Genomic DNA, 24,255 nt, shown 5'->3' with positions numbered 1-24,255 from the left:
GGCTTGTTTTATATTAAAACTCACGTTTTCCAAATTCACTTTCTATAAATTTCGATTTGTTTTTACCATTTTTAAAGGTGTAAGACAAATTAATAAATACCATATCTACTTCATAAATATAATTGGTAGTGGTGTAAAATTCCCCCTGTCTGTAAGTGGTTATACGTTGTTCATTGGTGTTTAATAATCCCATATCGATATTTTGCCATTGTAAAGTAGCTGTTAGGGCATCGTTAAAAAATGATTTTTGAAAGCTTAAATTCGGTGAATAGAATCTAGAATCTTCGCCTTGTGCTGTTACACGTTCCGATAGATAGTTAAATGTAAATTGTAATGAAGCATTCTGCCAGAAGGTGTATGTAGAATTCAGGTTGATTGAATATTGTGTCGATTCAGAATCTACAGGTTTGTTGTCAAAACGACCATCTATGGCATAGTTGTAAACATTAGCCCCTATAAAATTACTCCAGTTTTTTAATGGTTTTAATTCAGTACCTAATTCAAGACCTATGGCTTTGGCTTTACCTACATTAGAGTAAATTCGGTTTAAAATAGTGTCGTTATAAATAGTGTTTACGCGATTTACTAGATTTTTTGTGTTTCTGTAGTAGGCTGTAGCAAAAATAGAGTTACCACCTTTCATTTTTTTGTTAACTCCCAACTCAATCAAATCGATAAATTCAGGTTTTAGTTCAGGGTCACCTTGTTCGAGAGTTTCTGAATGCTCACGTTCCGGAAACGGATTCATTTTAAAAGTTGTTGTACGTTCCACACGTTTACTGTAGGCCGCTTTAATATTTGTTTTTTCGTTTACAGCATACTGAAGCGAGGCAGAAGGATACAGTTTTGTAAAGTCGTAATTATAGGTGTCGTCTATCGTATTAGCTTTATCTTTTAAAGTTAAAACACGATCCATGATTTCTAATCTGGCTCCGGCAGAGTAATCCCACTTTCCTTGTTTTCCAGATAATTGAGAGTAAAAAGAGTTGATACTACGAGTTAAATTTACCTCACTTGAAAATTCTGGAACTAAAGTAAAGTCATCATCAAAATTGGTGCGTCTTTCATAAATGAAATCTCCTGTATGATCTAAATTTCTGTATTGATATCCTATTTCTAACTGACCAAAATTGAAAGGTTTAAAACTGTAATCAATTTGCGCACGAATACCGTGTAAAGGATTGTCGTTGGTGTTGTATTCATCTTGGTAAAGAATGGAAGTGTCTGGATATCCTAAATTTTGATTTACCGTTGGTCCGCCCAGCAAGGTGTATTCATATAGCACAGACGTTGAAAGTTCCGAAGTATTTTTAAAAGTGTGTTTATAGTCTAAACTTCCAAGCGCAAAATCACTTTTTCTATTTCTTAAATTGTGGTTGTAGTACTGAAACGTGTAAAGTCTGTTTTCACTATCGGCAGGTGAAACGGCGTGGTTGTCATAATATACAATGTCTGCCAAACGGTCTTTATCTCGTTTACCAGCAAAAACGCCCAAAGAAAAGGTGTTGGTGGTATCGGGGGTGTATTCTACTGTAAAACGACCATTGTAATTTACTTCATCAAAACTACGCTCTCCAGTAGATGGAAACTGAGTTTTTACATCATCAATTATGGTGTAAACGTCACCTTCACGGCGTCCGCCTACATCATTACGCTGATAGTTAGCGCTTACAGATACGTTCCAGAAATCATTTCTGAAATTATATGTTCCATCGATACCATAACGTTGGTGCGCTTTGTCATTTCCGTAGGTTTCAATAGAAGGCAGTCCGCCTTTTACATTAATTTGTCCGAAAGCGCCATTGATAGCTCCTTTTTTAGTTATGATGTTTAACAAACCAGCTTTTCCTTCAGGATCATATTTGGCTGAGGGCGCTGTAATAACTTCGACACGATCAATGGCGTTGGCAGGTAGTTGGGCAATTAATGCAGAAGCATTTCCCTGTAATGGTTTGCCATTTAATAATACGACAAAGCCAGAAGACCCTCTTACGCTAATGTCTCCCTGTCCATCAATACTAACTGAAGGCAGGTTGCGAATAACATCAACTCCAGAGCCACCTTGTGCACTTTTAAAATCGTTGGTATTGAATATTTGTCGATCAATTTTATTAGCAATTGTTGACTGTTTACCTTTTACAATGACTTCGTTTAAAGCATTACCCAGACGAAGTTGAATACGCCCTAGGTTAAGTTTTTCGTTATTATGGTCTAGGCTAATGTTATTAATGGTTTTAGCTTCGTAACCAATAAAAGAAGCAATCAGGTAATAACTCCCTTTTTTAAGATTTTTAATTTCAAAGGTACCTTGATCATTAGTAATTACACCAGTTAACATCTCGCCATTATCTTGATTGTAAATAACGGCTGTAGCATATTCTAAAGGCGCATTGGTGTCGTCGAGAATAGTTCCAGTGATTTGAGAAAATCCTAACTGACAAGTGAAAACGAATATTAAAATGAATAAAAATGGATTGGTTTTAAGCATGAATTTATGTTTGAATTAAGCGACGCAAGCTACGATTATGAGACAGTTTATTTTGGTCTAAATGAAAAAATAATGGTAATTTTTAAATAACAAGCTCTTGTTTTCTAAACTGAAGCGGAGTTATTCCGGTATGTCTTTTAAAGAATTTAGTAAAGTTGGAAGTGTCTTTAAATTCCAAATCATAAGCTATGGCACTTATGTTTTTTGAGGTGTAAAGTAACTGTCGTTTTATTTCCTTAATTAAATGGTCGGCAATGATATCGGATGCTGATTTTTGATAGACTTTTTGGCAAATGGCATTCAGGTTTTGGGCACTGGTATGCAGAGTTTCAGCATAAAAAGATACATTGTTTTTTAAGGTTTCAGAAAGTAATTTTAAAAATGCGGCCTCGATGGTATTAAAACTAGGTTTTGATGAATGATTGGTATAAGATAATAATTTGGAAAATAAAGCTTTTAAACCACCCTCAATAACGTTATTGTCGGGTTTTGATTGTTTCATTTCCAAAGTTAGGACGGTAAATAAGGCATCAATTATTGCATCCTGTTGAAGGGTAATAGCATTAAAATCGATAAGCTGATGTAATAAAATAGCAATGGTTGGGTCTAAAACAGTTTCTAAAAATGGTTCTTTTATGATAACCACATAGCCTTTTGGAATAGTATCAATGTTCCAGTGATGAATCTGATTTTGATGAATAAGAAAAGCAACTGGCGGTTGTATTTCATATGGTTCGGTATCAAGATAATGAAATCCGCTGCCTTCAGTAAAATAAACTAATTCTAAATATTTGTTATGCTTATGCGGTTTTGTGTAACGTTTACTAACATCAAAAGCTTCAATTTTTAAAAAATCTGAAGCAGATATTTTATCTTTTATACGAATATCGGTCGTTAGCATAGCAAATGGATTTTTATGCAAATTTAACAGGAAGCAGGAGATAGATAATAGATTTTTTTGTCAATTATGGTTTAATAACTGTCAAAATGAACACAAGAGAGCTTGCTAGTATAAAAAAGCCACAATTCAATAAAGAATTATGGCTTTTTCAGGACTAAATAATTTTTACGTTACTCAAATGTCGATCTCGTTTTTATTTGTCAATTGAACCTAAAACGCGCCCCATAAAATTGTTAAGGGCTTCTTTTTTAGGAGTACCGTCCTTAATCATTTTGTTAACCTCAATAGCGCCATACATATTAGAGATTAGCTCTCCAATAACATCTAATTCTTCATCTTTTAACGATGGGACTTCGGTTAACGCTTCAAGAGTTTCGATGGTTTCGATTACGAAATCTTCGTCATTTTCTTCAATAAACTGCGTTAAATGCTTAATTACTGGTAACTTCATTGACTAGGTCTTTTAAAACTTCGAATTTGTTTGTTTGTACTTGATTTACAAAAGTTCCACCTTTGAAAGTTGCAAACGTCGGCAAGTTATCTACCGTTGCTAATTTTCTAGACTCAGGAAACTTTTCAGCATCAGCCATAACAAACGTAACGTTTTCGTTTTCTGTTGCTAATTTTTTAAATTTAGGCTTCATAATGCGGCAGTTACCACACCATGTTGCAGAAAACTGAACAACTACAGTATCGTTTGATGATACAAGTTCTGTTAAATTATCTTGTTCTAATTCTTTAACCATTGTTAAATTAGTTTAAGTGGGCTTTTAGGTACTCTGCAGTTCCTTTAGCGTTAGCCTGCATGGCTTCTTTACCTTCTTCCCAGTTGGCAGGACAAACTTCACCTTTTTCTTGAACGTGAGTTAAAGCATCGATTAAACGTAAGTATTCGTTAACGTTTCTTCCTAATGGCATGTTGTTAATGCTTTCGTGTTGTACTAAACCGTCTTCATCGATAATATAAGTAGCTCGATAAGTTACGTTATCGCCTTCAACTTGAACTGTACCAGTTTCTTCGTCGTAAGTTTCTTTAGTGATATCTAAAATGCCTAAAATGCTAGATAAGTTTCTGTTGCTATCTGCTAATAATGGGTAAGTAACACCTTCGATACCACCGTTGTTTTTAGCTGTGCTTAACCAAGCAAAGTGTACTTCAGGAGTATCACAAGACGCACCAATTACAATCGTGTTACGTTTTTCGAACTCACCTAAAGCTGCTTGAAAAGCATGTAATTCTGTAGGACATACAAAAGTAAAATCTTTTGGGTACCAGAATAAAAGTACTTTTTTCTTGTTGTTAATCGCTTCTTCTAGAACGTTTACTTTAAAAGTATCGCCTAAATCGTTCATTGCGTCAACATTTAAATTTGGGAATTTTTTTCCTACTAATGCCATGTGTTTTTTATTTATAGGTTATTAATTTTAACACTGCAAATATAGAAACGAGACACGATTATTTGGATTAATAAAATCTTAAAAATCTATTGGATGATAAGTTTTGATTATAGAAACTTGTTTAAAGTATAGTACGACGTTATTTATCAGTAAGTTGTCTGATTTTAATAGATAATGCGGCAAATAATAAAGTTGTAAACGGACTTAACCAATTAAAGATAGCGTAGCCAGCATAATGCAAAGTATCGACCCCTAAAACACCGCTTTGGTAAGCACCACAGGTATTCCACGGAATTAACACTGATGTAACAGTACCCGAATCTTCAAGCGTACGGCTTAAATTTTCTGGAGCAAGTCCCTTTTCTCTATAAGCTTTGGCATACATTTTACCAGGAATTACAATAGCAAGGTACTGATCGCTTGCACTTATGTTAATTGCCAAACAACTTCCAACTGTACTGGCAAATAATCCAAAAGTGCTATCAAATACTTTAAGAAGAGATTTTGTAATACGTGCTAATGCACCAATGCCATCCATAATACCTCCAAATACCATGGCAGAAATGATTAATAGAATGGTCCAGATCATACCTTCCATACCGCCGGAAGCAAACAAATCGTTTAATTTCTCGTTTTTAGTAGTGATTTGAGTATCGGTTAATATCGCATTGATAACACTGCTCAATTTAGAGTCGGCTAATTGATTTAAAATAGCTGGTTGAAAGATGAACGCAAAAACAGCCGCTAATAAAACACCGGCACTTAAGGCGATAGTTGACTTTGTTTTAAAAAGAATTAAAACGATAACGACAACAGGCACAATAAAAAGTAAAGGCGTTATTTTAAATGTTTGATCAATAGTGGTTAGTAAGCCACTTAAATCAGCATGTCCGGAAGTTTCTATATTTAGACTTAAAACCGTAAAGAATATAAGAGTTACAATTAAGGTTGGAACTGTAGTTATACTCATGTAACGAATGTGCGTAAATAAATCGGTTCCTGCCATAGCAGGTGCTAAGTTAGTTGTATCGCTTAATGGTGACATTTTATCACCAAAATAAGCTCCGGAAATAACGGCTCCGGCTATCATGCCGGTATCGATGCCTAAAGCAGTTCCAATACCAACCAGAGCAATACCAACGGTAGCCGAAGTGGTCCAAGAACTTCCGGTAGCAATAGAAATAATGGCACAAATAATTACCGATGCAGGTAAGAAAATCGTAGGATTAAGCACTTGTAAACCATAGTAAACCATAGCAGGAATCACGCCGCTAATTAACCAGGTTCCGGCTAAAGCACCCACTAAAAAAAGTATAATGATTGGTGTAAACACACTCTTTAAGTTTTCCCAGATTTCCTTTAGCATGATTTTAATGCTAACTTTATTAAGAAAACCTACGATGGCGGCAATAGCACCTCCTAACAATAAAATAATCTGATTGGTATAGGTGCCAAACCATTCCTGACCGTCAACAAAAAAGATATTATAGGCCAGCATACTCATTAAAATAAGAACAGGAATCAGGGCTTCCAAGATACTTAATTCTTTATTTTTTATAACGTGTATTTTATCGGCTTCAAACTCAGAAATGTTGTTGTCGTGCATTGTTAAGAATTTAGATTGTAATGTTACAATTTTGGAAGAAGTTACGCAAATTCAATTTACAGGATAGTAAAAAAGAAAAGACAACTACTAGAGTTGTCTTTTAGATTTAAATATAAAAATAGTTTTATGCCATTGTGGATTTAATAATACCCAATTCCAACATACAATCTCTCATTATGGAGTACGTACGTTCAATATCGGCATCTAGTCCGATAGAAAATCGAATTAATCCATTACTTAAACCCATAGCTTGTTGTTCTTCAAGCGGAATTTCAGAAGAGGTCGATGTTCCCGGTGCGGAGAATAAGGTTTTGTAAAAGCCTAAACTTACCGCGAGATAACCTAAGTTTTTGTGTTGCATGAGTTCCATAAGCGCATTGGCTTTCTCTAAAGTTCCAACATCAATAGTTAACATGCCTCCAAAACCGTAGCTGCCATTCATCATGGTTTTAAATAAGTTATGTGAAGGGTGTGATACTAACCCAGGATACACGGTTTTCAAGCCATCAGCTTCAAATTTTCGAGCTAGAAACAGGGCATTTTTGCTGTGTTGTTGTATTCGTATATGGAGGGTTCTTAAGTTCTTTAAAATAGATGCTGCACGAAGGCTATCCATAGTGGCCCCTAAAAGCATCGCTGCTCCGGCATTCACATTACGTAAGTCGTTTATAAAGTCTTTTGTGCCACAAACCACACCACCAACCGTATCACTGGAACCATTGATAAATTTCGTTAAACTATGAATGATGATATTAGCGCCCAGAGGTTTGGGGGAAATGGACAAAGGCGAAAACGTATTGTCGACCACCAGTTTCAATCCGTGTTTTTTGGCGATTTCAGATAAGCCTCCAATATCTGCAACTTCCAGTAACGGATTGCTTACCGATTCGCAATAAATCACTTTGGTATGGGGTGTAATTGCAGCTTCAACCATATCGAGATTTGTAATATCTACAAACGATGTTGAAATATGAAATCGGGATATGAAGTTTTTTAGGAAGGCATAAGTCCCTCCGTAAATGGTACGACTTGAAACAATATGACTGCCACCTTCACATAATTGCAGTAGAACCGAAGTTATGGCACCCATACCCGAAGCCATTACATTCGCGGTTTCGGTGCCCTCCATGGCCGCTAAAGCTTCTCCCAGATATAAGTTTGAAGGCGAGGAGTGGCGAGAGTATAAATAGCAGCCATCTGCATTCCCTTCAAACGTATCGAACATGGTTTTAGCCGAAAGAAAAGTATAGGTTGATGAATCGGAAATGGAAGGATTCACGCCACCAAATTCCCCAAAATACTGTAAATCCTGAATACTGTTTGCGGGTTTAAAAGCCATAATTTTATTGTGTTTTATAAACTTTAAATTACAATCAATTAGATTAAATTACAATAGTTTTAGGGTATATTAGATTGTAAATCTGTAAATTGTATATAATTTAGATTTTTTTATGGTTCTTTTCAATTGTAGTCCATTTGCAACGAAAAATTTTCAATTATGATTTTTGATAACACAGACAAAAAGCTTTTAGAGTTTCTGCAAGCCGATAGTAAACAAACCAATAAGGAACTGGCTAACAAATTAAACTTATCGGTTACCGCGGTTTACGAGCGTATTAAAAAGCTGGAAAAGGAAGGCTTTATCAGCAAGTATGTGGCGCTAGTGAATAAACATCAGGTAAATAAAGCATTTGTGGCGTTTTGTCATATTAAACTGGAAAAGCATGCCCAGGATGTGGTTATGAAATTCGAAAAAGAGGTAGCTAAACTAAATGAGGTTTTGGAATGTCATCACATTAGTGGTGAGTACGATTATCTGCTGAAAGTAATGGTTGAAGATATGACTGCCTTTCGGGAGTTTATGGTAAGCAAACTCACGACAATTAGCCATATTGGTAGTACACACAGTATGTTTGTTATTAACGAAGTAAAGTACAGCACCGCTATCGATTTTAACTAATATGAAAAGGATTACGAAGAGTTTAATAAATACCTGATTAATAAAATCTTTTTTTATACTTTTATTACACTTAAAAAACTCACAAACCAATTTAATATGAAAAAAATCAGTTACGTATTTCTGGGTATTGTTATAGGAGGGTTACTCACCTTCTTTTTAACACCTAAACCCATTAAAGAAGCCGTGCCAATAGTCATGAAACCCAAAGGGGTTATTCCACAAGCGGAAGCCATTACATTGAATAACAACTGGACTAAGTACAGAAAACAAGCCGTCGATTCAGCAGCAAAGGCTCAGGGCGCCACAAAAGAAGATACCCGTTCTGTAGAATGGTCTTTAAGTGATATTCAGGACTATTTAGTCTGGGCGCAGCAGGAAGCCGATACTTTGGGGTATTCTGTTACAGGTTTTCGTGTATATCTTGGGGTTTACGGTAAAAATGCCGGGCAAGCTAAAAAAGACTTAACCACTATGTTTATTGCACCAATTGGGTACCAAAATAAAAATAAAGCCAGTAGTGTTAATGTGTCTTTACAAACACCAAGACCTATCCCTATAGACCCGCTTAATGAGGGCAATGGAGGTAATGGAGATTATCCTTAACATGATATAAATAGCCTCGTATTGGAAGATTTTTTACTTAAAAATTATTCTTTAATTACTAGTTTAGTAGAATGTTTAGCAGCTGTAACAGGTTTAATACTTTATACAAGGTACAGACGTACAGTTGTTAAATATTTTATTTGGTTTTTAGTGTATTTGTCCATTTGCGATTTTGTCAGTCTCTACACTTTTTGTATTAAAAATGACGGGATCTTTAGTTTTTTAAAAGGTACAGCTTTGGTATCTAACTATTGGTGGACCACATTATACTGGAAAATTGGGGCTATTCTGTTTTTTGGTTTTTATTACAACCAAGTTTTAACCAATTCTATTTTCAAAAAAATTATTAAATGCAGTACCTATAGTTTTTTACTGTTTTCAATAGGATATATTTTAACGCACTGGCAAGCTTATTTTAAAGTTTTTTTTCCAATAATAAGTGTTTTAGGAGCTATCGTAATTTTTATGTGTAGTATTTTTTATTTTCTTGAGATTTTGCTGAGCGATAGAATTTTAACATTTTACAGGACGCTAGACTTTTATATTAGTTTGGCCATTTTTATTTGGTGGTTGATAGTGACTCCAATTGTGTTTTATGAAATTTATGGTTCTCATGGAGATGAAAATTTTAGAATTACAAGAAAGTTATTGTACTTAATAGCTAATGTATTTATGTATTTAACCTTTACTTTCGCTTTAATCTGGTGTAGACCCAAAGGAGATGTTAAACCTTCATTAAGCTAGGTCTAAACATATGGAGGATTTTTTACTTAAAAATTATTTCTTATTAACCACTATTGTTGAATGTTTAGCAGCTTTAACGGGTTTAATACTTTATAAAAGGTATAAACATACAGCTGCTAAATATTTTATATGGTTTTTATGGTATTTGTCTATCTGTGATTTTGCTAGTAATTATACGAGATGTATTAAAGACGACGGACTTTTTAGTTTTGTTGAAGGAACCGTTTTTATAAACAATTATTGGTTTGGAACATTGTACTGGAAAATAGGAGCCATTGTGTTTGTGTCGTTTTATTTTCGAAAAATTTTAATTCATACCGTATTTAAAAAAACAATTAAATATGCGACTTATATTTTTGTGTTAATGTCGTTTATATGGATTTTTACCCATTGGGAAGCATATTTCAAAGTGTCTTTTCCTATTATTAGTGTAAATGGTGCTTTTATTGTGTTCATGTGTATCATGTTTTATTTTATTGAAGTGTTGCTGAGTGATAAAATTTTAAACTTTTATAAGTTATTAAATTTTTACATCAGTTTCTCGTTTTTTATTTGGTGGATCATTACAACGCCATTTGTGTTTTATGGCATTTATTTTGGAAGCGGAGATAAGGTTTTTAGAAATTTACAAAACCTAATATATTTAATCGCGAATATGGTTATGTATTTAACCATTACTTTTGCTTTAATTTGGTGTAGACCGGAGGGTGAAACAGAAGTTTAATTTATGCTTAAAAACGTTTTTTAATATGCTACAAACCACAGAACGATTAGCCAGTACGGCTTCAGAGCGGTATTTATTAATTTATTCGGTTTCGGTATTATTTATCGTTACGGCATTGGTGGTAATCTTTTTTGTCGTGTTTTTAAAACGAAAAAACAAACTGATGCTGGAAAAACTGGAGCAGGAGCAGGCTTTTGAAGCCGAGATTGTTCAGGCGCAAACTGAAACTCAGGAACAAACCCTTAAAAACGTAGGGTGGGAGCTGCACGATAATATCGGGCAATTACTGTCGTTTGCCAATATGCAGCTCAGTATTTTAAAAATGCAGGTAGATAATGAGACCAAAGAAAAGTTTAAAGATACCACTGAAGCTTTAAAGGAAAGTTTAGCCGAAGTCCGTGCTTTGTCTAAAACACTAAACAATGAAGTGGTGCTAAATCAGGGGTTTGAAAAATCGATTGCCAATGAGTTAAACCGAATGAAGAAACTGAAATTTAAATCGGCGGAACTGGAAATTATTGGAAATAAAACTGAGTTTAAAAACCGAAAACACGAAATCATTATATTCAGAATTACTCAGGAGTTTTTGTCGAATTCAGTAAAATATTCTGAAGCCGAAAATATTAAAGTCCGGTTGAATTATCAACCAGAAAATCTAATAGTTACTTTAACTGACGATGGCAAAGGATTCGATATTGATGAAGCTGAAAAAGGTTCCGGATTAATTAATATGCGCAGCCGTGCGACTTTAATTAACGCCGATATCAACTTGCAATCTCAGAAAGGTGAAGGAGTACAGTTAATTTTAAATTATCCGCTTTAGATTTAGTATAATAAATCTTACTTACAGGCATCCCATATCGGGTCGTTAGGTAATGGTGCCGTAATACTCACAGGTTCTTTTTTTACGGGGTGCTCGAAGGTTATATGTCTGGCATGCAGGTGAATGCTTCCATCTTTATTACTGCGATCAAATCCATATTTTAAATCGCCTTTTATCGGGCAACCTATATTCGATAATTGTGAACGAATTTGGTGATGTCTCCCGGTTTCCAGATTCACTTCAAGCAGATGGTAATTATTTAGTTGCTTTAAGGTTTTGTAGTGTAAGATCGCTTTTTTACTGTCTTTTACTTCTTTAGGAAAAGCGGTAGACTTGTTATTCTTTGGGTTTTTCTTTAACCAGTTAATTAAGGTGTCACTTGGTTTTGGCGGCTCCTGTTTTACAATAGCCCAATAGGTTTTATGGATGTCTTTCGATACAAAAAGCGCATTTAATCGTGGCAGCACTTTACTGGTTTTGGCAAAGATAACAAGCCCGGTAGTGGGTCTGTCTAAGCGATGTACTACGCCTAAATACACATTTCCGGGTTTGTTATACTTGTCTTTTATATAGGCTTTTACAACGTCGCTCAACGGTTTGTCTCCTGTTTTATCGCCTTGCACAATATCTCCAGCTCTTTTATTTACAACAATAATATGATTGTCTTCAAATAAGACCTGTAAATTAGATTTGTTAGATAAAACTTTAGACATTTCTAAGCGTTAGAAATTAATATTGCTCCTGATCACTTGGAAAATCAAGCGTTTTCACGTCGTCAACATATTGAGAAATTGCCGAAGTCATGCCTTCGTATAAATTCATATAACGGCGTAAAAAACGTGGATGGAACTCATGAGTCATGCCTAACATATCGTGAACTACTAAAACCTGACCATCTACACCATTTCCGGCCCCAATACCAATAATTGGAATACTCACACTTTCAGCAACTTGTTTAGCTAATTTCGCAGGGATTTTTTCAAGAACAATTGCAAAACAGCCTACTTTTTCAAGCATTTTAGCATCCTCAATCAGGCGTTTAGCTTCTTCCTCTTCTTTAGCACGAACGGTATAGGTTCCGAATTTATAAATGGATTGTGGTGTTAATCCAAGGTGCCCCATAACTGGAATACCAGCGTGTAAAATACGTTTAATCGATTCTTTAATTTCTTTGCCGCCTTCAAGCTTAACCGCGTGTCCGCCACTTTCTTTCATGATTCTGATAGCAGAGCGTAAGGCTTCTTTAGGGTCACTCTGGTAAGAACCAAACGGTAAATCTACAACAACTAAAGCGCGTTCTACAGCACGAATTACTGAAGATGCGTGGTAAATCATCTGGTCTAAAGTAATAGGTAATGTAGTTTCATGGCCTGCCATAACGTTGCTGGCCGAATCTCCGACAAGGATGACATCAACACCCGCACCATCAACAATTTTAGCCATGGTATAATCGTATGCGGTAAGCATCGAAATTTTTTCACCATTAGCCTTCATGTCAACTAAAGTTTTGACTGTAATACGTTTATATTCTTTTTTTGCAGTAGACATTGTATTAATTTTTAAGATAGAGTGCAAAAGTACTAAAATGTTAGTCGATACCACAGGTTTACTTAAGCCATTTTATAGACTTTTGGCGGCTTTCACAAAAATGTCATTATTTCCAAAAGAGTGTATCGGTAATTTTAATCCATGTCATGTTGGCTAGTTATTTAGTGAATCAATGGAGCAGGAGAATTTTGTGTTATTATATTTTTTTACTGAATTAATTCACCATTAACTTCAACATTATTGAACGTTATATTATCGATAATCGATTTGTCGTAATCCCCGTTTTTAGCCGTTACTTTAATGTTTTCAAAAGTGAAATTTGAAAGTTTGTCATATTGGGTAATCTTCATATCGTAAAATATGTCACATTCTAAATTGATGTTTCTCATGGTAATATGATCGGAATAAGAAAGAGGCTCATCTTCGCGTCCTTTTAAATCAAAAAACTGCGTCCAGGGCTTGATGTAAATGAAACTATGTGCTTGTCCAGTAATATTTTCAACGGTAATGTATTCGTAATGTTGAGCGGTATCCGGACGCATTTTTAACCATAGTAACCGTTTAGCATCTGTAACTTTGCAGTTGCGCATAAGAATATTTTTGTTGTGTATAGCTTCACTTCCGTTGGTTAAAGCGGCATGGCAGAAGCCAAACTCACAGTTTTCTATTATAATGTTTGTATTTTCTCCGTTACTAGGATCTTTATCTGCCCAGGGACCTTTTCCGCCTTTTAAAGCAATCGCATCATCATTTACTGCCATATAACAACCTTTTACGAGAACGTTGTTACAAACGTCAATATCAATGGCATCTGTACTTGGGGCTTTTATTGGCTCATGCGGAGAGGTGATGCGTAAGTCCAGTACTTTCACATTGTTACATTGGTAGTAGTGGCTGGACCAAAATCCGGAATTGCGAAGTTTTACGTCTTGAAGTTGTACGTTATCACATTTCCAGATAAAAACCAAACGCGGTCTGGACACTTCCAGATTAGTACATTTAGGGTTTTCCTCGCGACGCTTCCAGAAGGCTTTCCAGTAATTTAGTCCGTTGCCATCAATAGTTCCGGTTCCGGTAATGGTGAAACCATCAACAGCTTTGGCATTTACCAACGCAGAAAAGTATTCAATACTTTGGCCTTCAATTCTGGAGGCTATAAAAGGATAATCTTTAATATCGTCCGACCCTTTTAAAACGGCGCCTTCTTCCACATGTAAATGGGTATTAGGCTTAAAGAACAATGCTCCACTTAAAAAAACACCTTTGGGTATTACTACAACTCCACCACCATTTCGGTAAGCTTCATCAATAGTATACTGAATAGCTTCTGTTTGTATCTTGGTGCTATCGATTACACAACCGTAATCAGTAATGGGATAGAATTTACCTAAATCAGACGGATTTATTTTAGAATCGTCTTTAAACCAATCAGAAATAGGAGTACCATCAGGAAAACTAGCTTCTTGAGTTTTAATTTCTGTGATTTCAGATGGTGTCGTTTTGGTTTGTTGATTACAGGAAAGGAGCAATACAGCAATAATTAGTAAACTAATCTTCTTCATGTTCAAGGCTTTATATTTAGTGAGGTTATACAGTTGGTATTTGTGCTTTTACAAGTAAAATGTAAATGTAATAAAATTAGAATGTTCTGTTAACTTTTCTTTAAACGAATGAAAATATGAGGGTTTTGAATTAATTCAGGAAAAACTAAAATTATGGCACGGTTTATTTTTATCTCGTTTTGTTAATGACCTCAATGATTTACGGACAGGAAGATGAGAAATTAAAGGCTAAATCTGCTGTAGATACGTTTTTTGCAGGCTTTCATAAAGACAATATCACCCTGATGAAAACGGTACATCATGAATGATATCATTTTGTAAGCCACCTTTATCAATTAGGAAGGAAAATCTGTTTTAGTAACAGAAAAACTAGCATAACTTTTTAAAGCTATTGCTATAAGAACCAATGATCAAAAATGGATGAATGCTCGTTAAATTATAATATTCATATAGAAGCATAATGGCTAATGTCTGGATGCCTTATGAAATTGGGCTTAAGACACGTTTAGCCATTGAGGCGCGAATAATACTCAGTTGTTAAATGATAATGATACATGGAAAATCATTTACCTAATTGATACACGACGTCGGAAAGATTGTGACGAAGGCTAATTAGCAATCAACCAGATTCACCCCAACAGCCAAGCCCCCTTCAGAGGTTTCTTTGTATTTTGAATTCATGTCTTTTGCTGTTTCCCACATGGTGGAAACCACTTTATCTAAAGGTACTTTTGCATTGGCAGGATCGGTATCTAAAGCTAATTCTGCGGCGTTTATGGCTTTAATAGCTCCCATAGAATTGCGTTCTATACAAGGGACTTGTACCAAGCCACCAATAGGATCACAGGTTAGGCCTAAATGATGTTCCATAGCAATTTCGGCAGCAATTAACACTTGTTCAGGAGTGCCTCCTAAAAGTTCTGTAAGCGCTCCGGCAGCCATCGCCGATGATACGCCAATTTCGGCTTGACAACCACCCATAGCGGCAGAAATGGTAGCACCTTTTTTAAATATGCTGCCAATTTCGCCGGCAACCAGTAAAAATTTCTTGATGTGATTAAAATCGGCTTGATGATTTTCAATTACCATGTAGTACATCAATACAGCAGGAATAACTCCGGCACTTCCATTAGTAGGAGCAGTCACTACGCGACCTAAAGAAGCGTTAACCTCGTTGACGCTTAAAGCAAAACAGCTTACCCATTTTAAAATAGAACGGAATTTCACTTCTGTTTTTCTAATGGTTTCCAGCCATTCTTGGGGCGAATTGTATGCTAAATCGCCTTTTAATTTTTCATGTGAATCGTGTGCACGACGTCTCACATTTAATCCTCCGGGTAAATTACCTTCGGTATGACAACCAATATACATACACTCCAGCATGGTATTCCAGATGCGACCTAATTCATAATCAATTTCAGTTTCGGTTCTAAGCGATTTTTCATTTTCTAAAACGATATCTGAAATAGCTAAATGCTGAGTTTTACAAAACGCTAATAGTTCTGTTCCTAGGGTTACTGGGTAAGGAAAGGTTTTTAGGATCTCCTTATTTCGCTTAGCGTTTTTTCGTTCTTCTTTAACCACAAAACCACCACCTATGGAGTAGAAGGTTGATTTTTTGCTTTTTCCGTTAATTTTAGCCGTAAATACTAATGCATTGGCATGAAAGGGCAGAAACTTCTTATTGAATTTAATATGTGTTGAAGGATCAAACTCTAAATTCTTTTCATTGTTAAAATGAATAGTTTTTGAAGTTTTAATCGTATTGATAATAGAAGGAATATTTTCGGTAGGAATTGTTTCCGGATCGGCACCGCTTAAACCAAGCATAACCGCATAATCTGTCGCGTGTCCTTTTCCGGTTAAACTTAATGAGCCATATAAATCAACTGAAATGCTTTCAATGCCTTCAAAATAGTTTTTTTGTTTTAACTCTGTTATCCATTGCTCTGCAGCACGCCATGGACCTAGGGTGTGAGAGCTTGAAGGGCCAACACCAATTTTAAGCATATCAAAAACCGAAATACATTCCATCTAGTATAATTTGAATCCTCGCAAATATACAAGAACTAGCTTACGGTTTTTAGTTAAAAAAACATTAAAAAAACGTGAAATCCCTTATTTTTTAAGGGGTAATTACACACTTCTGAAATGAGTTCTATTCACTTTTGAAGGCCTGAATGTTTAAGGTTTCAATAACCTGATTGTAATTGTTTAAATCTAAACCATCAACGTTTTCGGCAGGGATAACGACTACTCTGAAAACCTGGTTTTGAGTCCATTCACTTCCTAATAGACTAAAATCGATATCGCCATCTAAAAAGAACCGTACGTTATCTTGAGTAAAGTCGAAATTATATATTAATGCGCCTTCGTTAAAAAAAGTAGTTTGAGGGAGTGCACGCCAAATATCTTGACCATTATCTGTTTCCCAGGAAATATAGACCATAACCACATCGGAGGGGTAAACCGTAAAGCCGTAGCTTTCGAAATATTCATAATTATTGGCGGCATTAAAATCGATTTCAATTTCAAAAGCACTTGAAACAATCAATCCGCCATCAAAACCATCACGACCCGGAGGGCCTTGTGGACCTTCACAGGTAAAAAACAAGAAACTTAATACAAGGATTGAGATTACTTTTTTCATAGCATAGCATTTTTTATAATTCTAAATTTACGAATACTTTTTCAATTAAAAGGATTCTCCAATTCTGAAATAGATTCCCCAATCGTCTTTACCAACTGCAGCATCTAAACCAACATTGAATTTCATACCGTTAAAAACATTGTAGCGATACCCAACGCCAAAACCAGGATATGCATCCCAGTCGAAATCTTCATTAGTTGAACCGTAAATTGTTGCAATACCGGCAAAACCAACCAGTCCCATTTTTTGATTAAAATTATATCGGTATTCGCCTTGAAGTGAGATTAAGCCATCGCCTCGGTATTTGCCTTCGGAATACCCACGAATATCTTTTCCGCCAATAGTTTCCTGTTGTTCAAACGGTACATCACCTAAACCAAACTGACCCGAGAAGCGTGCAGCAAGAACATCATTGTCTTGTCGCATGGGGAAATAGGTGTTGTAGTTCGTGATAAACTTATTGGCACTTGCTTCATTACCAAACCATTCAGGGTAGGTAACCAGCCGAACCTGAGTGTTTATGCCTTTTGTTGGATAATATTGTGAATTTCTGGAATCGTAAAGCATGTTAACTTCTAGGGCATTTACTTTGGTTTTTGACGCTGGTTGCACATCGTCTTCATAAACCGTATCAAAAAAAGAATAGGTGTAGGTAAGACCCCCATAAAGAGACTCTGTAATTTGTCTTTTAACTGCAGCACTCACCATTGTGGTATTTGTGTCATAATCATAAAAGCCACTAACATCCACATCTTCCATGAAAAATTGAGACAGATGATTGCCGGTTGCCCCAAAAAAAGCAACGCGCCATTTATTTTCGCTAAAAAACCACCTGTTAAATACTGCTGCAAAATAAGAACCGTTGGTTGTATATACACCGGCAATTCCAGACATAGACTTAGGGGAAATACTGTCATTAGGGTTTAATTTGTAATTTGCCATGGGAATGACGCCAAGCATGACTTTTAAGTTTCGGTTATAACTTAAGTATGGCATAATTTTTAACTCAATCTTTTTTTCTTTGGTTGAGTCTTTTATTTTCTTGGAATGAGAGGTGTTGTTTTGAGCATGAACAGAGGTAATGCACAAGATTAAAACTGATAAAAGGAGTAATGGTCTAATCATTTCAGGCGGTCAATAAGTTTACTTCTAATATACTACCATTTCTGTAATTAAAAAAGTACAACCTAATTTATGGTGTTTAGTGTTGAATATATTTTTTAGATTAAAAAATAACATGGTGACATGATGTCAGTTTTTTTGAAATGGCATAATCATTGACTTTTAGTTAAACGAATTTAAAAATGAACATTCAACACAATTAATAAAAAATATTATGAGTAAAATTATTGGAATCGATTTAGGTACAACAAACTCTTGCGTTTCTGTAATGGAAGGTAATGAACCGGTTGTAATCCCAAACGCAGAAGGTAAGCGTACTACACCATCGGTTATCGCTTTTGTTGAAGGAGGAGAAATTAAAGTTGGAGATCCTGCAAAACGTCAAGCAGTAACGAACCCGAATAAAACAGTTTATTCTATAAAACGTTTTATGGGGAATAAATATTCTGAATCACAAAAAGAAGCAGAACGCGTACCATATAAAGTAGTAAAAGGAGATAACGATACACCACGTGTTGACATTGACGGTCGTTTATATACACCTCAGGAATTATCAGCTATGATTCTTCAAAAAATGAAAAAAACTGCTGAGGATTACTTAGGTCAGGATGTAAGTGAAGCTGTAATTACGGTGCCAGCTTACTTTAACGATTCTCAGCGTCAGGCAACAAAAGAAGCTGGTGAGATTGCAGGTTTAAAAGTACGACGTATTATTAACGAGCCTACAGCTGCAGCATTAGCTTATGGTTTAGATAAAAAAGGAACAGACCAGAAAATCGTTGTATTCGACTTTGGTGGTGGTACCCATGATGTGTCTATCCTTGAGTTAGGAGATGGTGTATTTGAAGTGTTATCAACAGATGGAGATACACACTTAGGTGGTGACGACGTAGATGAGAAAATCATCAACTGGTTAGCAGATGAGTTTAAAGCTGAAGAAGATATGGACTTACGTAAAGATGCAATGTCTTTACAACGTTTAAAAGAAGCTGCTGAAAAAGCTAAGATTGAGTTGTCATCTTCTGCACAAACAGAAATTAACTTACCTTATATTACAGCAACGGCTACAGGACCAAAACACTTGGTACGTACATTGACACGTGCTAAATTCGAGCAATTAATAGACGATTTAGTAAAACGTACTATCGCACCTTGCGAGTCGGCTTTAAAAGCGGCTGGTTTAAGTAAAAACGATATTGATGAAGTTATTTTAGTAGGTGGTTCTACACGTATTCCTGCAGTTCAGGCTGCTGTTGAGAAATTCTTTGGTAAAGCACCAAGCAAAGGTGTTAACCCAGATGAGGTAGTATCTCTAGGAGCAGGTATCCAAGGTGGTGTATTAACAGGAGATGTTAAAGACGTATTATTATTAGATGTAACACCATTGTCATTAGGTATCGAAACTATGGGTAACGTTATGACTAAGCTTATCGAGGCTAACACGACCATTCCTACTAAAAAATCACAGGTATTCTCTACAGCGGCCGATAATCAGCCATCAGTAGAAATCCACGTGTTACAAGGTGAGCGTGCTATGGCTGCCGATAATAAAACAATCGGACGTTTCCACTTAGATGGTATTCCACCAGCAAAAAGAGGAACGCCTCAAATTGAAGTAACATTCGATATCGATGCGAATGGTATTATCCACGTTACAGCAACAGATAAAGCTACAAACAAAACACAGGATATCCGTATCGAAGCGTCTTCAGGATTAACAGAAGAGGAAATCCAAAAAATGAAACAAGAAGCTGAAGCGAATGCAGAAGCTGATAAATTAGCTAAAGAAAAAGCTGAGAAATTAAATGCTGCTGATGCGATGATTTTCCAAACAGAAAGTCAACTTAAAGAATTTGGTGATAAATTATCTGATGATAAGAAGAAACCAATTGAAGAAGCATTAGAAGAATTGAAGAAAGCTTTCGAAACTAAAGATATCGCAGTTATCGATCCTGCTTTAGAAAAAATCAATGAAGCTTGGAAAGCGGCTAGTGAAGAAATGTACAAAGCACAGGCGGAGTCTCAGCAAGGAGGAGCGCAACCAGGACCAGATGCAAGTCAAAAAGGACAAGCAGGTGAGTCTAGTGATGTGGAAGACGTAGACTTCGAAGAAGTAAAATAATTAAGTAAAGTTATTATATATTATAAAGGCGGGTTTTTAACCCGCCTTTTTTGTTTTACCTTGTTCAAAAATACAGCTTTTTATATATTTAATAATAATTTAATGTAGCGTGAGAAAGTCCAGTATTTACGATATGTAAATAGATTCTTAGTTTTTGGAGAAACCATTTTTTTGTAATATTTTGGCTTATAATTTAAAAATATCGACAAAAAGCTTGTTTTTGACGATTAATTGCATATTTTTGTAAAATACAATCCCTAAATGTTACCCATGAAAGTGAAAATTATTTTATTCAGTCTTAGTTTTTTCTTAGCAGTAGGCATAGGTTATGCACAGAATAAGAAAGATCAGCCACTTAACATTATTAGTGCAAAAGTGGCCATTAAAAAATATCATAGTAAAGATGAGCTAGATAGAATGCCTAAAGGAGATTTGCTAGGTCTTTATATGGAGCGTATTGAAAGTTTGGTTAAAATGTTGCCATATATCGCTTTTGCAACCAAACCCGGAGTGACTTTGGAGACTTTAGGTATTCCAAATGATAAAACTAATAGCCATGCATTAGAAGCTCAGTTTAAAGCTACTGATGAGTATATTGAAAACACCGGAGAATTTCAGAAGAAATTTTTACCATATTCAGATACTAATAAATTGATTTCGGCTATTATTTTTTATGAAGACATTATGAAGTCTTTGCATGAGTATAGCGAATACAATTAATAAAATCACATATTAATCATTTTTAAGTCTTCGGGTTTGCTTTTTAAACTTGAAGATTTTTTTTGAAAACACTTGATGTTTTTTAGGGTAAATTAAAGTTTAAGGAAATTAAAAGCATCAGTTTTTAAATGATTAATAGTAAAAATAACTAACAAAAGTTTAATGAGTCAAAATTATATTACAAATTTCTGCCGTTCAACGGTATTGTTTTTCTTAAAATTTTGTTAAAAAGTGTATTTTAACGAAAAAAAAAGCATTTCATGGGATTTTTTTATATTTTTGATATTATATTTGAAGTAAAATCTTATTAGTTTTAATCATAAAACCGTAACTATGAAAAACTTTACGCACTCAATATGGATATTCCTTCTTGCATTTGGAAGCATGTTTGCTCAGCAGGAAAAAGGAATTACAGGTTCGGATAACTGGTTGTATGGATGGACAGATTTCAAGTCCAACTCATCCGACTTTGGAGAGCCTACACAAATATTAGCAGGGAACATTTCAGAAGATACTAAATTAAGCAAGCGCGATGTGTATTTATTATTAGGTAACGTTTTTGTTACTAACAATGCTACGCTTACCATCGAACCAGGAACTGTTATTTTAGGAGATTACGATTCTAAAGCGTCTTTAACTATTGCTAAAGGATCTGCTATTATTGCTGAGGGAACAGAAACCGATCCTATTGTTTTTAGTTCAAACAGAACTTTAAAGCGTTCAGGAGACTGGGGAGGTATTATGATTTTAGGTGATGCTTCAACAAATAAATTTGGTAAAGGTTCCGTAATTTCATACTACAACAATTTAAACTCATCGTCATATCCTTATATTAATTATGGTGGAGAAAATCCGAACAGTAATTCGGGTGTTTTAAAATATGTTAGAATTGAATATGCTGGTAAGAAATTGAAAAACGGAACGCAGCTAAACGGATTGTTACTTGCTAGTGTGGGAAGTGAAACCGTTTTAGAGAATATTATGGTGTCACATTCTGCCGGTAATTCTTTTGAAATCTGGGGAGGCGATGTTAATATGACTAAAATGGTATCGTACCGAGCAACCAATAATGACTTTAAATTTAACTTCGGAACACAATGTCAGTTAAATAATTCATTAGCAGTAAGGTCTCCATATATTTCATCAAGTAGTGCGGGAACAAGATGTTTATATGTGTCTTCTTTTGATAAAATAGAAGAAGTAGATTTTACAAAGCCACAAACCAACGTCATAGCAAAAAACTTAACCTTATTAAATGATAGCGACGATTTAAAAGCTGATATAGGAAAGGGTTTAGTGAAGGAAGCGGTTTATGTAGCACAAAGCGCTTCATTAGATATGAATAAAAGTGTGATATCTGGATTTAATCCAGCAGTGATTTTTGAAGATAAAATTGCAATCAACCAAGAAAATTTAGAGAAAATTAAATTTACTGATATGTATTTCAACAATTGTAATGGAAACATATTTGTAGAAAACAACTCAAATAATGAGGATCTGGAAAATTGGTATGGTAATAGTGCCTTCTTTAACGTGTATTCGAAAAGTCAGAATTCTGAAACGTTTATCGATTTGAAAAATGAAAGACGTCCGGATTTTAGATTACGTATCAATAAAATTATAGCATCAAACGAAAACGACTAGAAGTAGTTAGGTTTATTTGATAAAATTATAATAAGAATATTATAGCTCTAGGTCTTTTAATCCCCAATTTACTATTAATATAAAGAAAAATTCTTTTGCTCAAGGTTTGAGATTAAGCTGAGAGCAAAGAATTTTTTGGTAATAGCATATAAACTAAGGTGATATTATTTCTTGGAGTTTTATTAAAAAACGAATGGTAATGAAGAACTTTACTTTTATAGGCTTTATCGTTTCTTTAGTTTGCGTGGTCAATATGGCCTACACTCAAACGATTAGTACGCCTAGTTTAGGGTTTACTCAGGCTTGCGCCAGTCCTTCATTCAATACATATTATACAACATTTAGCTTTTCGGCGGATATTGCTGCTAACGGAACCAACCAATTTACTATCGAATTATCTGATGCTTCAGGGAGTTTTGCTAACGGAAAAGTGATTCATACTACAAACCCTGGTCAATATAATACGTCGCCAGCCACGGTTCAGTTTTCATTACCAACCGATACAGCGGGAGAATCATATAAAATTAGAATAAAAAGTAGTGCTCCATCAGCAACGAGTGTGGGGTCTACATCGTTTCCGGCTTATTATAAAATTCAGGATAGCCCATTTACAATTAATAATTTAATAGGAACAGCCGCCTTTTGTGCTGGAGGTAGTTATTTGCTAACTATTGACAACCCGGGTACAGGGGATAATGATTCACCATTACAATATCCATCACTTACTTTTAACTGGTATAGAGAAACTAGCTCTACTACATCTACGTTAGTAGGTACAGGAGAAACTTTTACGGTAACTACAACTGGAACATATTATTGTGAAACAAACTACGGATCGTGTACATCCGATTCATATTCCAATCGTGTAAAGATTTCAGAGGCATCATCTGGAACCTCTTCAGAAATTAATTCCAGTTTAGGGAATCCATATTGTTCCGTTGAAGGCGCAACAACCCTAAGTACCATTAATGCTGATGCTTATCAGTGGTTTAAAGACGGAAAAAAGATTGATGGTGCTACCAGTCAAACCTATGTTACCGATGTGTCCGGTACTTATTCTGTTAGCATTGACTTAGGGCAGTGTTCAACAACGGCAACTATCAATTTAGAAACTTCTGGATTTACCAGTAGTATAGATGTTACAGAAACAAACTCGGTTCAGGAAGGAGAAAGTTTAACAGCCACGGTAACTACATCGGCCAATAGTCCTTTGTTTCAGTGGTATTTAAATGATGTATTAATAGCATCGGCTACAGGAAGTAGTTATGCAGCTTCAGAAACAGGCGACTATAAGGTTGTGGTGACTCAAACAAGTGGGTGTGCGGCTTCCGAAGAATTTTTATTTTCACTGATAGTGACAGAACCTTTTCCGGATGTGTCTAACATTCCGAATATCGTTAGTCCAAACGGCGATGGCATTAACGATACTTGGACGATTCCTGTAGAATATACCAGTGGAACCAATACCGAGGTCATTATTATGAGTGCTCAGGGCAAGGTGGTGCATCAAACAAATAATTATTTAAATAATTGGCCGGAGAGTCAAATAGATTTTAATGAGATAAATCCAGTGTACTATTACATTATAACCACAGCAGGAAATGCTGTAAAAAAGGGATCTATTACAGTAGTAAAATAAT

At 35.3% G+C, this 24,255-nt stretch carries 23 protein-coding genes; 10 read left to right on the top strand and 13 right to left on the bottom strand.

Features of this window, described 5'->3' with window-relative positions:
- Positions 1–13: 13 nt before the first annotated feature.
- The 7 genes from ICJ84_RS06380 to ICJ84_RS06350 all read right to left on the bottom strand — a co-directional run bounded on the left by ICJ84_RS06380 (position 14) and on the right by ICJ84_RS06350 (position 7,732).
- A complete protein-coding gene (locus tag ICJ84_RS06380) occupies positions 14–2,488 on the bottom strand; it encodes a TonB-dependent receptor domain-containing protein (protein ID WP_188215548.1) in 2,475 nt (824 codons plus the stop codon).
- A gap of 82 nt (positions 2,489–2,570) precedes the next feature.
- Complete coding sequence (locus tag ICJ84_RS06375) at positions 2,571–3,389, bottom strand: helix-turn-helix domain-containing protein (protein WP_188215547.1); 819 nt, start codon at positions 3,387–3,389, stop codon at positions 2,571–2,573.
- Between the two features lie 193 nt (positions 3,390–3,582).
- Entirely contained in the window at positions 3,583–3,840 is a 258-nt protein-coding gene (locus ICJ84_RS06370) for a DUF6952 family protein (RefSeq protein ID WP_188215546.1), read from the bottom strand.
- Entirely contained in the window at positions 3,821–4,135 is a 315-nt protein-coding gene (locus ICJ84_RS06365; RefSeq protein ID WP_188215545.1) for a thioredoxin family protein, read from the bottom strand. Before ICJ84_RS06365 ends, ICJ84_RS06370 begins: the two co-directional genes overlap by 20 nt.
- 7 nt (positions 4,136–4,142) lie before the next feature.
- Positions 4,143–4,787 (bottom strand): peroxiredoxin, encoded by a 645-nt coding sequence (locus tag ICJ84_RS06360; RefSeq protein WP_188215544.1) that lies wholly within the window; start codon positions 4,785–4,787, stop codon positions 4,143–4,145.
- A gap of 139 nt (positions 4,788–4,926) precedes the next feature.
- On the bottom strand, positions 4,927–6,393 hold the full coding sequence (gene nhaC, locus ICJ84_RS06355) for a Na+/H+ antiporter NhaC (protein WP_188215543.1): 1,467 nt from the start codon (positions 6,391–6,393) through the stop codon (positions 4,927–4,929).
- A 124-nt stretch (positions 6,394–6,517) separates the two neighbouring features.
- Positions 6,518–7,732: an aminotransferase class I/II-fold pyridoxal phosphate-dependent enzyme gene (locus ICJ84_RS06350; protein ID WP_188215542.1), complete on the bottom strand. Its 1,215-nt coding sequence runs from the start codon at positions 7,730–7,732 to the stop codon at positions 6,518–6,520.
- Between the two features lie 159 nt (positions 7,733–7,891).
- Between ICJ84_RS06350 and ICJ84_RS06345 the strand changes: the two genes are divergently transcribed.
- The 5 genes from ICJ84_RS06345 (at position 7,892) to ICJ84_RS06325 (ending at position 11,247) form a co-directional block, all read left to right on the top strand.
- Positions 7,892–8,353, top strand: coding sequence for an Lrp/AsnC family transcriptional regulator (locus ICJ84_RS06345; protein WP_188215541.1), 462 nt, complete (start codon positions 7,892–7,894; stop codon positions 8,351–8,353).
- A gap of 96 nt (positions 8,354–8,449) precedes the next feature.
- Positions 8,450–8,956: a hypothetical protein gene (locus ICJ84_RS06340; protein ID WP_188215540.1), complete on the top strand. Its 507-nt coding sequence runs from the start codon at positions 8,450–8,452 to the stop codon at positions 8,954–8,956.
- A gap of 21 nt (positions 8,957–8,977) precedes the next feature.
- Positions 8,978–9,700 carry a hypothetical protein gene (locus ICJ84_RS06335; protein WP_188215539.1) on the top strand — a complete coding sequence of 241 codons (723 nt, stop codon included), beginning with the start codon at positions 8,978–8,980 and terminating at the stop codon, positions 9,698–9,700.
- A gap of 10 nt (positions 9,701–9,710) precedes the next feature.
- Positions 9,711–10,424, top strand: coding sequence for a hypothetical protein (locus ICJ84_RS06330; RefSeq protein ID WP_188215538.1), 714 nt, complete (start codon positions 9,711–9,713; stop codon positions 10,422–10,424).
- A gap of 25 nt (positions 10,425–10,449) precedes the next feature.
- Positions 10,450–11,247 (top strand): sensor histidine kinase, encoded by a 798-nt coding sequence (locus ICJ84_RS06325; protein ID WP_188215537.1) that lies wholly within the window; start codon positions 10,450–10,452, stop codon positions 11,245–11,247.
- Positions 11,248–11,264: 17 nt separating this feature from the next.
- Here ICJ84_RS06325 and ICJ84_RS06320 read toward each other — a convergent pair whose 3' ends face one another.
- The 3 genes from ICJ84_RS06320 to ICJ84_RS06310 form a co-directional block, all read right to left on the bottom strand.
- The gene (locus tag ICJ84_RS06320) at positions 11,265–11,960 is read right to left on the bottom strand and encodes an RluA family pseudouridine synthase (RefSeq protein ID WP_188215536.1); all 696 of its coding nucleotides are present in this window, start codon (positions 11,958–11,960) and stop codon (positions 11,265–11,267) included.
- A 16-nt stretch (positions 11,961–11,976) separates the two neighbouring features.
- Complete coding sequence (gene panB / locus ICJ84_RS06315) at positions 11,977–12,795, bottom strand: 3-methyl-2-oxobutanoate hydroxymethyltransferase (protein WP_188215535.1); 819 nt, start codon at positions 12,793–12,795, stop codon at positions 11,977–11,979.
- A gap of 206 nt (positions 12,796–13,001) precedes the next feature.
- Positions 13,002–14,357 (bottom strand): rhamnogalacturonidase, encoded by a 1,356-nt coding sequence (locus tag ICJ84_RS06310; protein ID WP_188215534.1) that lies wholly within the window; start codon positions 14,355–14,357, stop codon positions 13,002–13,004.
- Between the two features lie 185 nt (positions 14,358–14,542).
- Between ICJ84_RS06310 and ICJ84_RS17060 the strand changes: the two genes are divergently transcribed.
- On the top strand, positions 14,543–14,665 hold the full coding sequence (locus ICJ84_RS17060) for a hypothetical protein (RefSeq protein WP_262891575.1): 123 nt from the start codon (positions 14,543–14,545) through the stop codon (positions 14,663–14,665).
- 304 nt (positions 14,666–14,969) lie between these two features.
- Here the strand turns inward: ICJ84_RS17060 and ICJ84_RS06305 are convergent, their stop codons facing one another.
- The 3 genes from ICJ84_RS06305 to ICJ84_RS06295 form a co-directional block, all read right to left on the bottom strand.
- A complete protein-coding gene (locus ICJ84_RS06305; RefSeq protein WP_188215533.1) occupies positions 14,970–16,391 on the bottom strand; it encodes an L-serine ammonia-lyase in 1,422 nt (473 codons plus the stop codon).
- A 124-nt stretch (positions 16,392–16,515) separates the two neighbouring features.
- Positions 16,516–17,007 carry a hypothetical protein gene (locus tag ICJ84_RS06300; protein ID WP_188215532.1) on the bottom strand — a complete coding sequence of 164 codons (492 nt, stop codon included), beginning with the start codon at positions 17,005–17,007 and terminating at the stop codon, positions 16,516–16,518.
- 45 nt (positions 17,008–17,052) lie between these two features.
- Positions 17,053–18,003: a BamA/TamA family outer membrane protein gene (locus ICJ84_RS06295; protein WP_241748708.1), complete on the bottom strand. Its 951-nt coding sequence runs from the start codon at positions 18,001–18,003 to the stop codon at positions 17,053–17,055.
- 340 nt (positions 18,004–18,343) lie between these two features.
- Here ICJ84_RS06295 and dnaK point away from each other — a divergent pair, with 340 nt between their 5' ends.
- The 4 genes from dnaK (at position 18,344) to ICJ84_RS06275 (ending at position 24,254) form a co-directional block, all read left to right on the top strand.
- Positions 18,344–20,251, top strand: coding sequence for a molecular chaperone DnaK (gene dnaK, locus ICJ84_RS06290; RefSeq protein WP_188215530.1), 1,908 nt, complete (start codon positions 18,344–18,346; stop codon positions 20,249–20,251).
- Between the two features lie 270 nt (positions 20,252–20,521).
- Positions 20,522–20,971, top strand: coding sequence for a hypothetical protein (locus ICJ84_RS06285; protein ID WP_188215529.1), 450 nt, complete (start codon positions 20,522–20,524; stop codon positions 20,969–20,971).
- Between the two features lie 333 nt (positions 20,972–21,304).
- The gene (locus tag ICJ84_RS06280) at positions 21,305–22,615 is read left to right on the top strand and encodes a hypothetical protein (protein WP_188215528.1); all 1,311 of its coding nucleotides are present in this window, start codon (positions 21,305–21,307) and stop codon (positions 22,613–22,615) included.
- 199 nt (positions 22,616–22,814) lie between these two features.
- The gene (locus ICJ84_RS06275; protein WP_188215527.1) at positions 22,815–24,254 is read left to right on the top strand and encodes a T9SS type B sorting domain-containing protein; all 1,440 of its coding nucleotides are present in this window, start codon (positions 22,815–22,817) and stop codon (positions 24,252–24,254) included.
- Position 24,255: the final 1 nt, after the last annotated feature.

Source organism: Aestuariibaculum suncheonense, from assembly GCF_014596935.1.
Lineage (GTDB): Bacteria > Bacteroidota > Bacteroidia > Flavobacteriales > Flavobacteriaceae > Aestuariibaculum > Aestuariibaculum suncheonense.
Note: the sequence above shows the minus strand (reverse complement) of the source record. Positions and strands in the feature narration are given on the sequence as shown.

What these genes read in the sequence shown, in the direction of transcription:
- ICJ84_RS06310 (WP_188215534.1), bottom strand. Translation starts at nt 14,357, where the DNA reads ATGAAGAAGATTAGTTTACTAATTATTGCTGTATTGCTCCTTTCCTGT.
- ICJ84_RS06305 (WP_188215533.1), bottom strand. Translation starts at nt 16,391, where the DNA reads ATGGAATGTATTTCGGTTTTTGATATGCTTAAAATTGGTGTTGGCCCT.
- ICJ84_RS06275 (WP_188215527.1), top strand. Translation starts at nt 22,815, where the DNA reads ATGAAGAACTTTACTTTTATAGGCTTTATCGTTTCTTTAGTTTGCGTG.
- ICJ84_RS06360 (WP_188215544.1), bottom strand. Translation starts at nt 4,787, where the DNA reads ATGGCATTAGTAGGAAAAAAATTCCCAAATTTAAATGTTGACGCAATG.
- ICJ84_RS06325 (WP_188215537.1), top strand. Translation starts at nt 10,450, where the DNA reads ATGCTACAAACCACAGAACGATTAGCCAGTACGGCTTCAGAGCGGTAT.
- ICJ84_RS06375 (WP_188215547.1), bottom strand. Translation starts at nt 3,389, where the DNA reads ATGCTAACGACCGATATTCGTATAAAAGATAAAATATCTGCTTCAGAT.
- nhaC (WP_188215543.1), bottom strand. Translation starts at nt 6,393, where the DNA reads ATGCACGACAACAACATTTCTGAGTTTGAAGCCGATAAAATACACGTT.
- ICJ84_RS06350 (WP_188215542.1), bottom strand. Translation starts at nt 7,732, where the DNA reads ATGGCTTTTAAACCCGCAAACAGTATTCAGGATTTACAGTATTTTGGG.
- ICJ84_RS06300 (WP_188215532.1), bottom strand. Translation starts at nt 17,007, where the DNA reads ATGAAAAAAGTAATCTCAATCCTTGTATTAAGTTTCTTGTTTTTTACC.
- dnaK (WP_188215530.1), top strand. Translation starts at nt 18,344, where the DNA reads ATGAGTAAAATTATTGGAATCGATTTAGGTACAACAAACTCTTGCGTT.
- ICJ84_RS06340 (WP_188215540.1), top strand. Translation starts at nt 8,450, where the DNA reads ATGAAAAAAATCAGTTACGTATTTCTGGGTATTGTTATAGGAGGGTTA.
- ICJ84_RS06280 (WP_188215528.1), top strand. Translation starts at nt 21,305, where the DNA reads ATGAAAAACTTTACGCACTCAATATGGATATTCCTTCTTGCATTTGGA.
- ICJ84_RS06330 (WP_188215538.1), top strand. Translation starts at nt 9,711, where the DNA reads ATGGAGGATTTTTTACTTAAAAATTATTTCTTATTAACCACTATTGTT.
- ICJ84_RS06370 (WP_188215546.1), bottom strand. Translation starts at nt 3,840, where the DNA reads ATGAAGTTACCAGTAATTAAGCATTTAACGCAGTTTATTGAAGAAAAT.
- ICJ84_RS06365 (WP_188215545.1), bottom strand. Translation starts at nt 4,135, where the DNA reads ATGGTTAAAGAATTAGAACAAGATAATTTAACAGAACTTGTATCATCA.
- panB (WP_188215535.1), bottom strand. Translation starts at nt 12,795, where the DNA reads ATGTCTACTGCAAAAAAAGAATATAAACGTATTACAGTCAAAACTTTA.
- ICJ84_RS06320 (WP_188215536.1), bottom strand. Translation starts at nt 11,960, where the DNA reads ATGTCTAAAGTTTTATCTAACAAATCTAATTTACAGGTCTTATTTGAA.
- ICJ84_RS06285 (WP_188215529.1), top strand. Translation starts at nt 20,522, where the DNA reads ATGAAAGTGAAAATTATTTTATTCAGTCTTAGTTTTTTCTTAGCAGTA.
- ICJ84_RS06295 (WP_241748708.1), bottom strand. Translation starts at nt 18,003, where the DNA reads ATGCCATACTTAAGTTATAACCGAAACTTAAAAGTCATGCTTGGCGTC.
- ICJ84_RS06345 (WP_188215541.1), top strand. Translation starts at nt 7,892, where the DNA reads ATGATTTTTGATAACACAGACAAAAAGCTTTTAGAGTTTCTGCAAGCC.
- ICJ84_RS06380 (WP_188215548.1), bottom strand. Translation starts at nt 2,488, where the DNA reads ATGCTTAAAACCAATCCATTTTTATTCATTTTAATATTCGTTTTCACT.
- ICJ84_RS17060 (WP_262891575.1), top strand. Translation starts at nt 14,543, where the DNA reads ATGACCTCAATGATTTACGGACAGGAAGATGAGAAATTAAAGGCTAAA.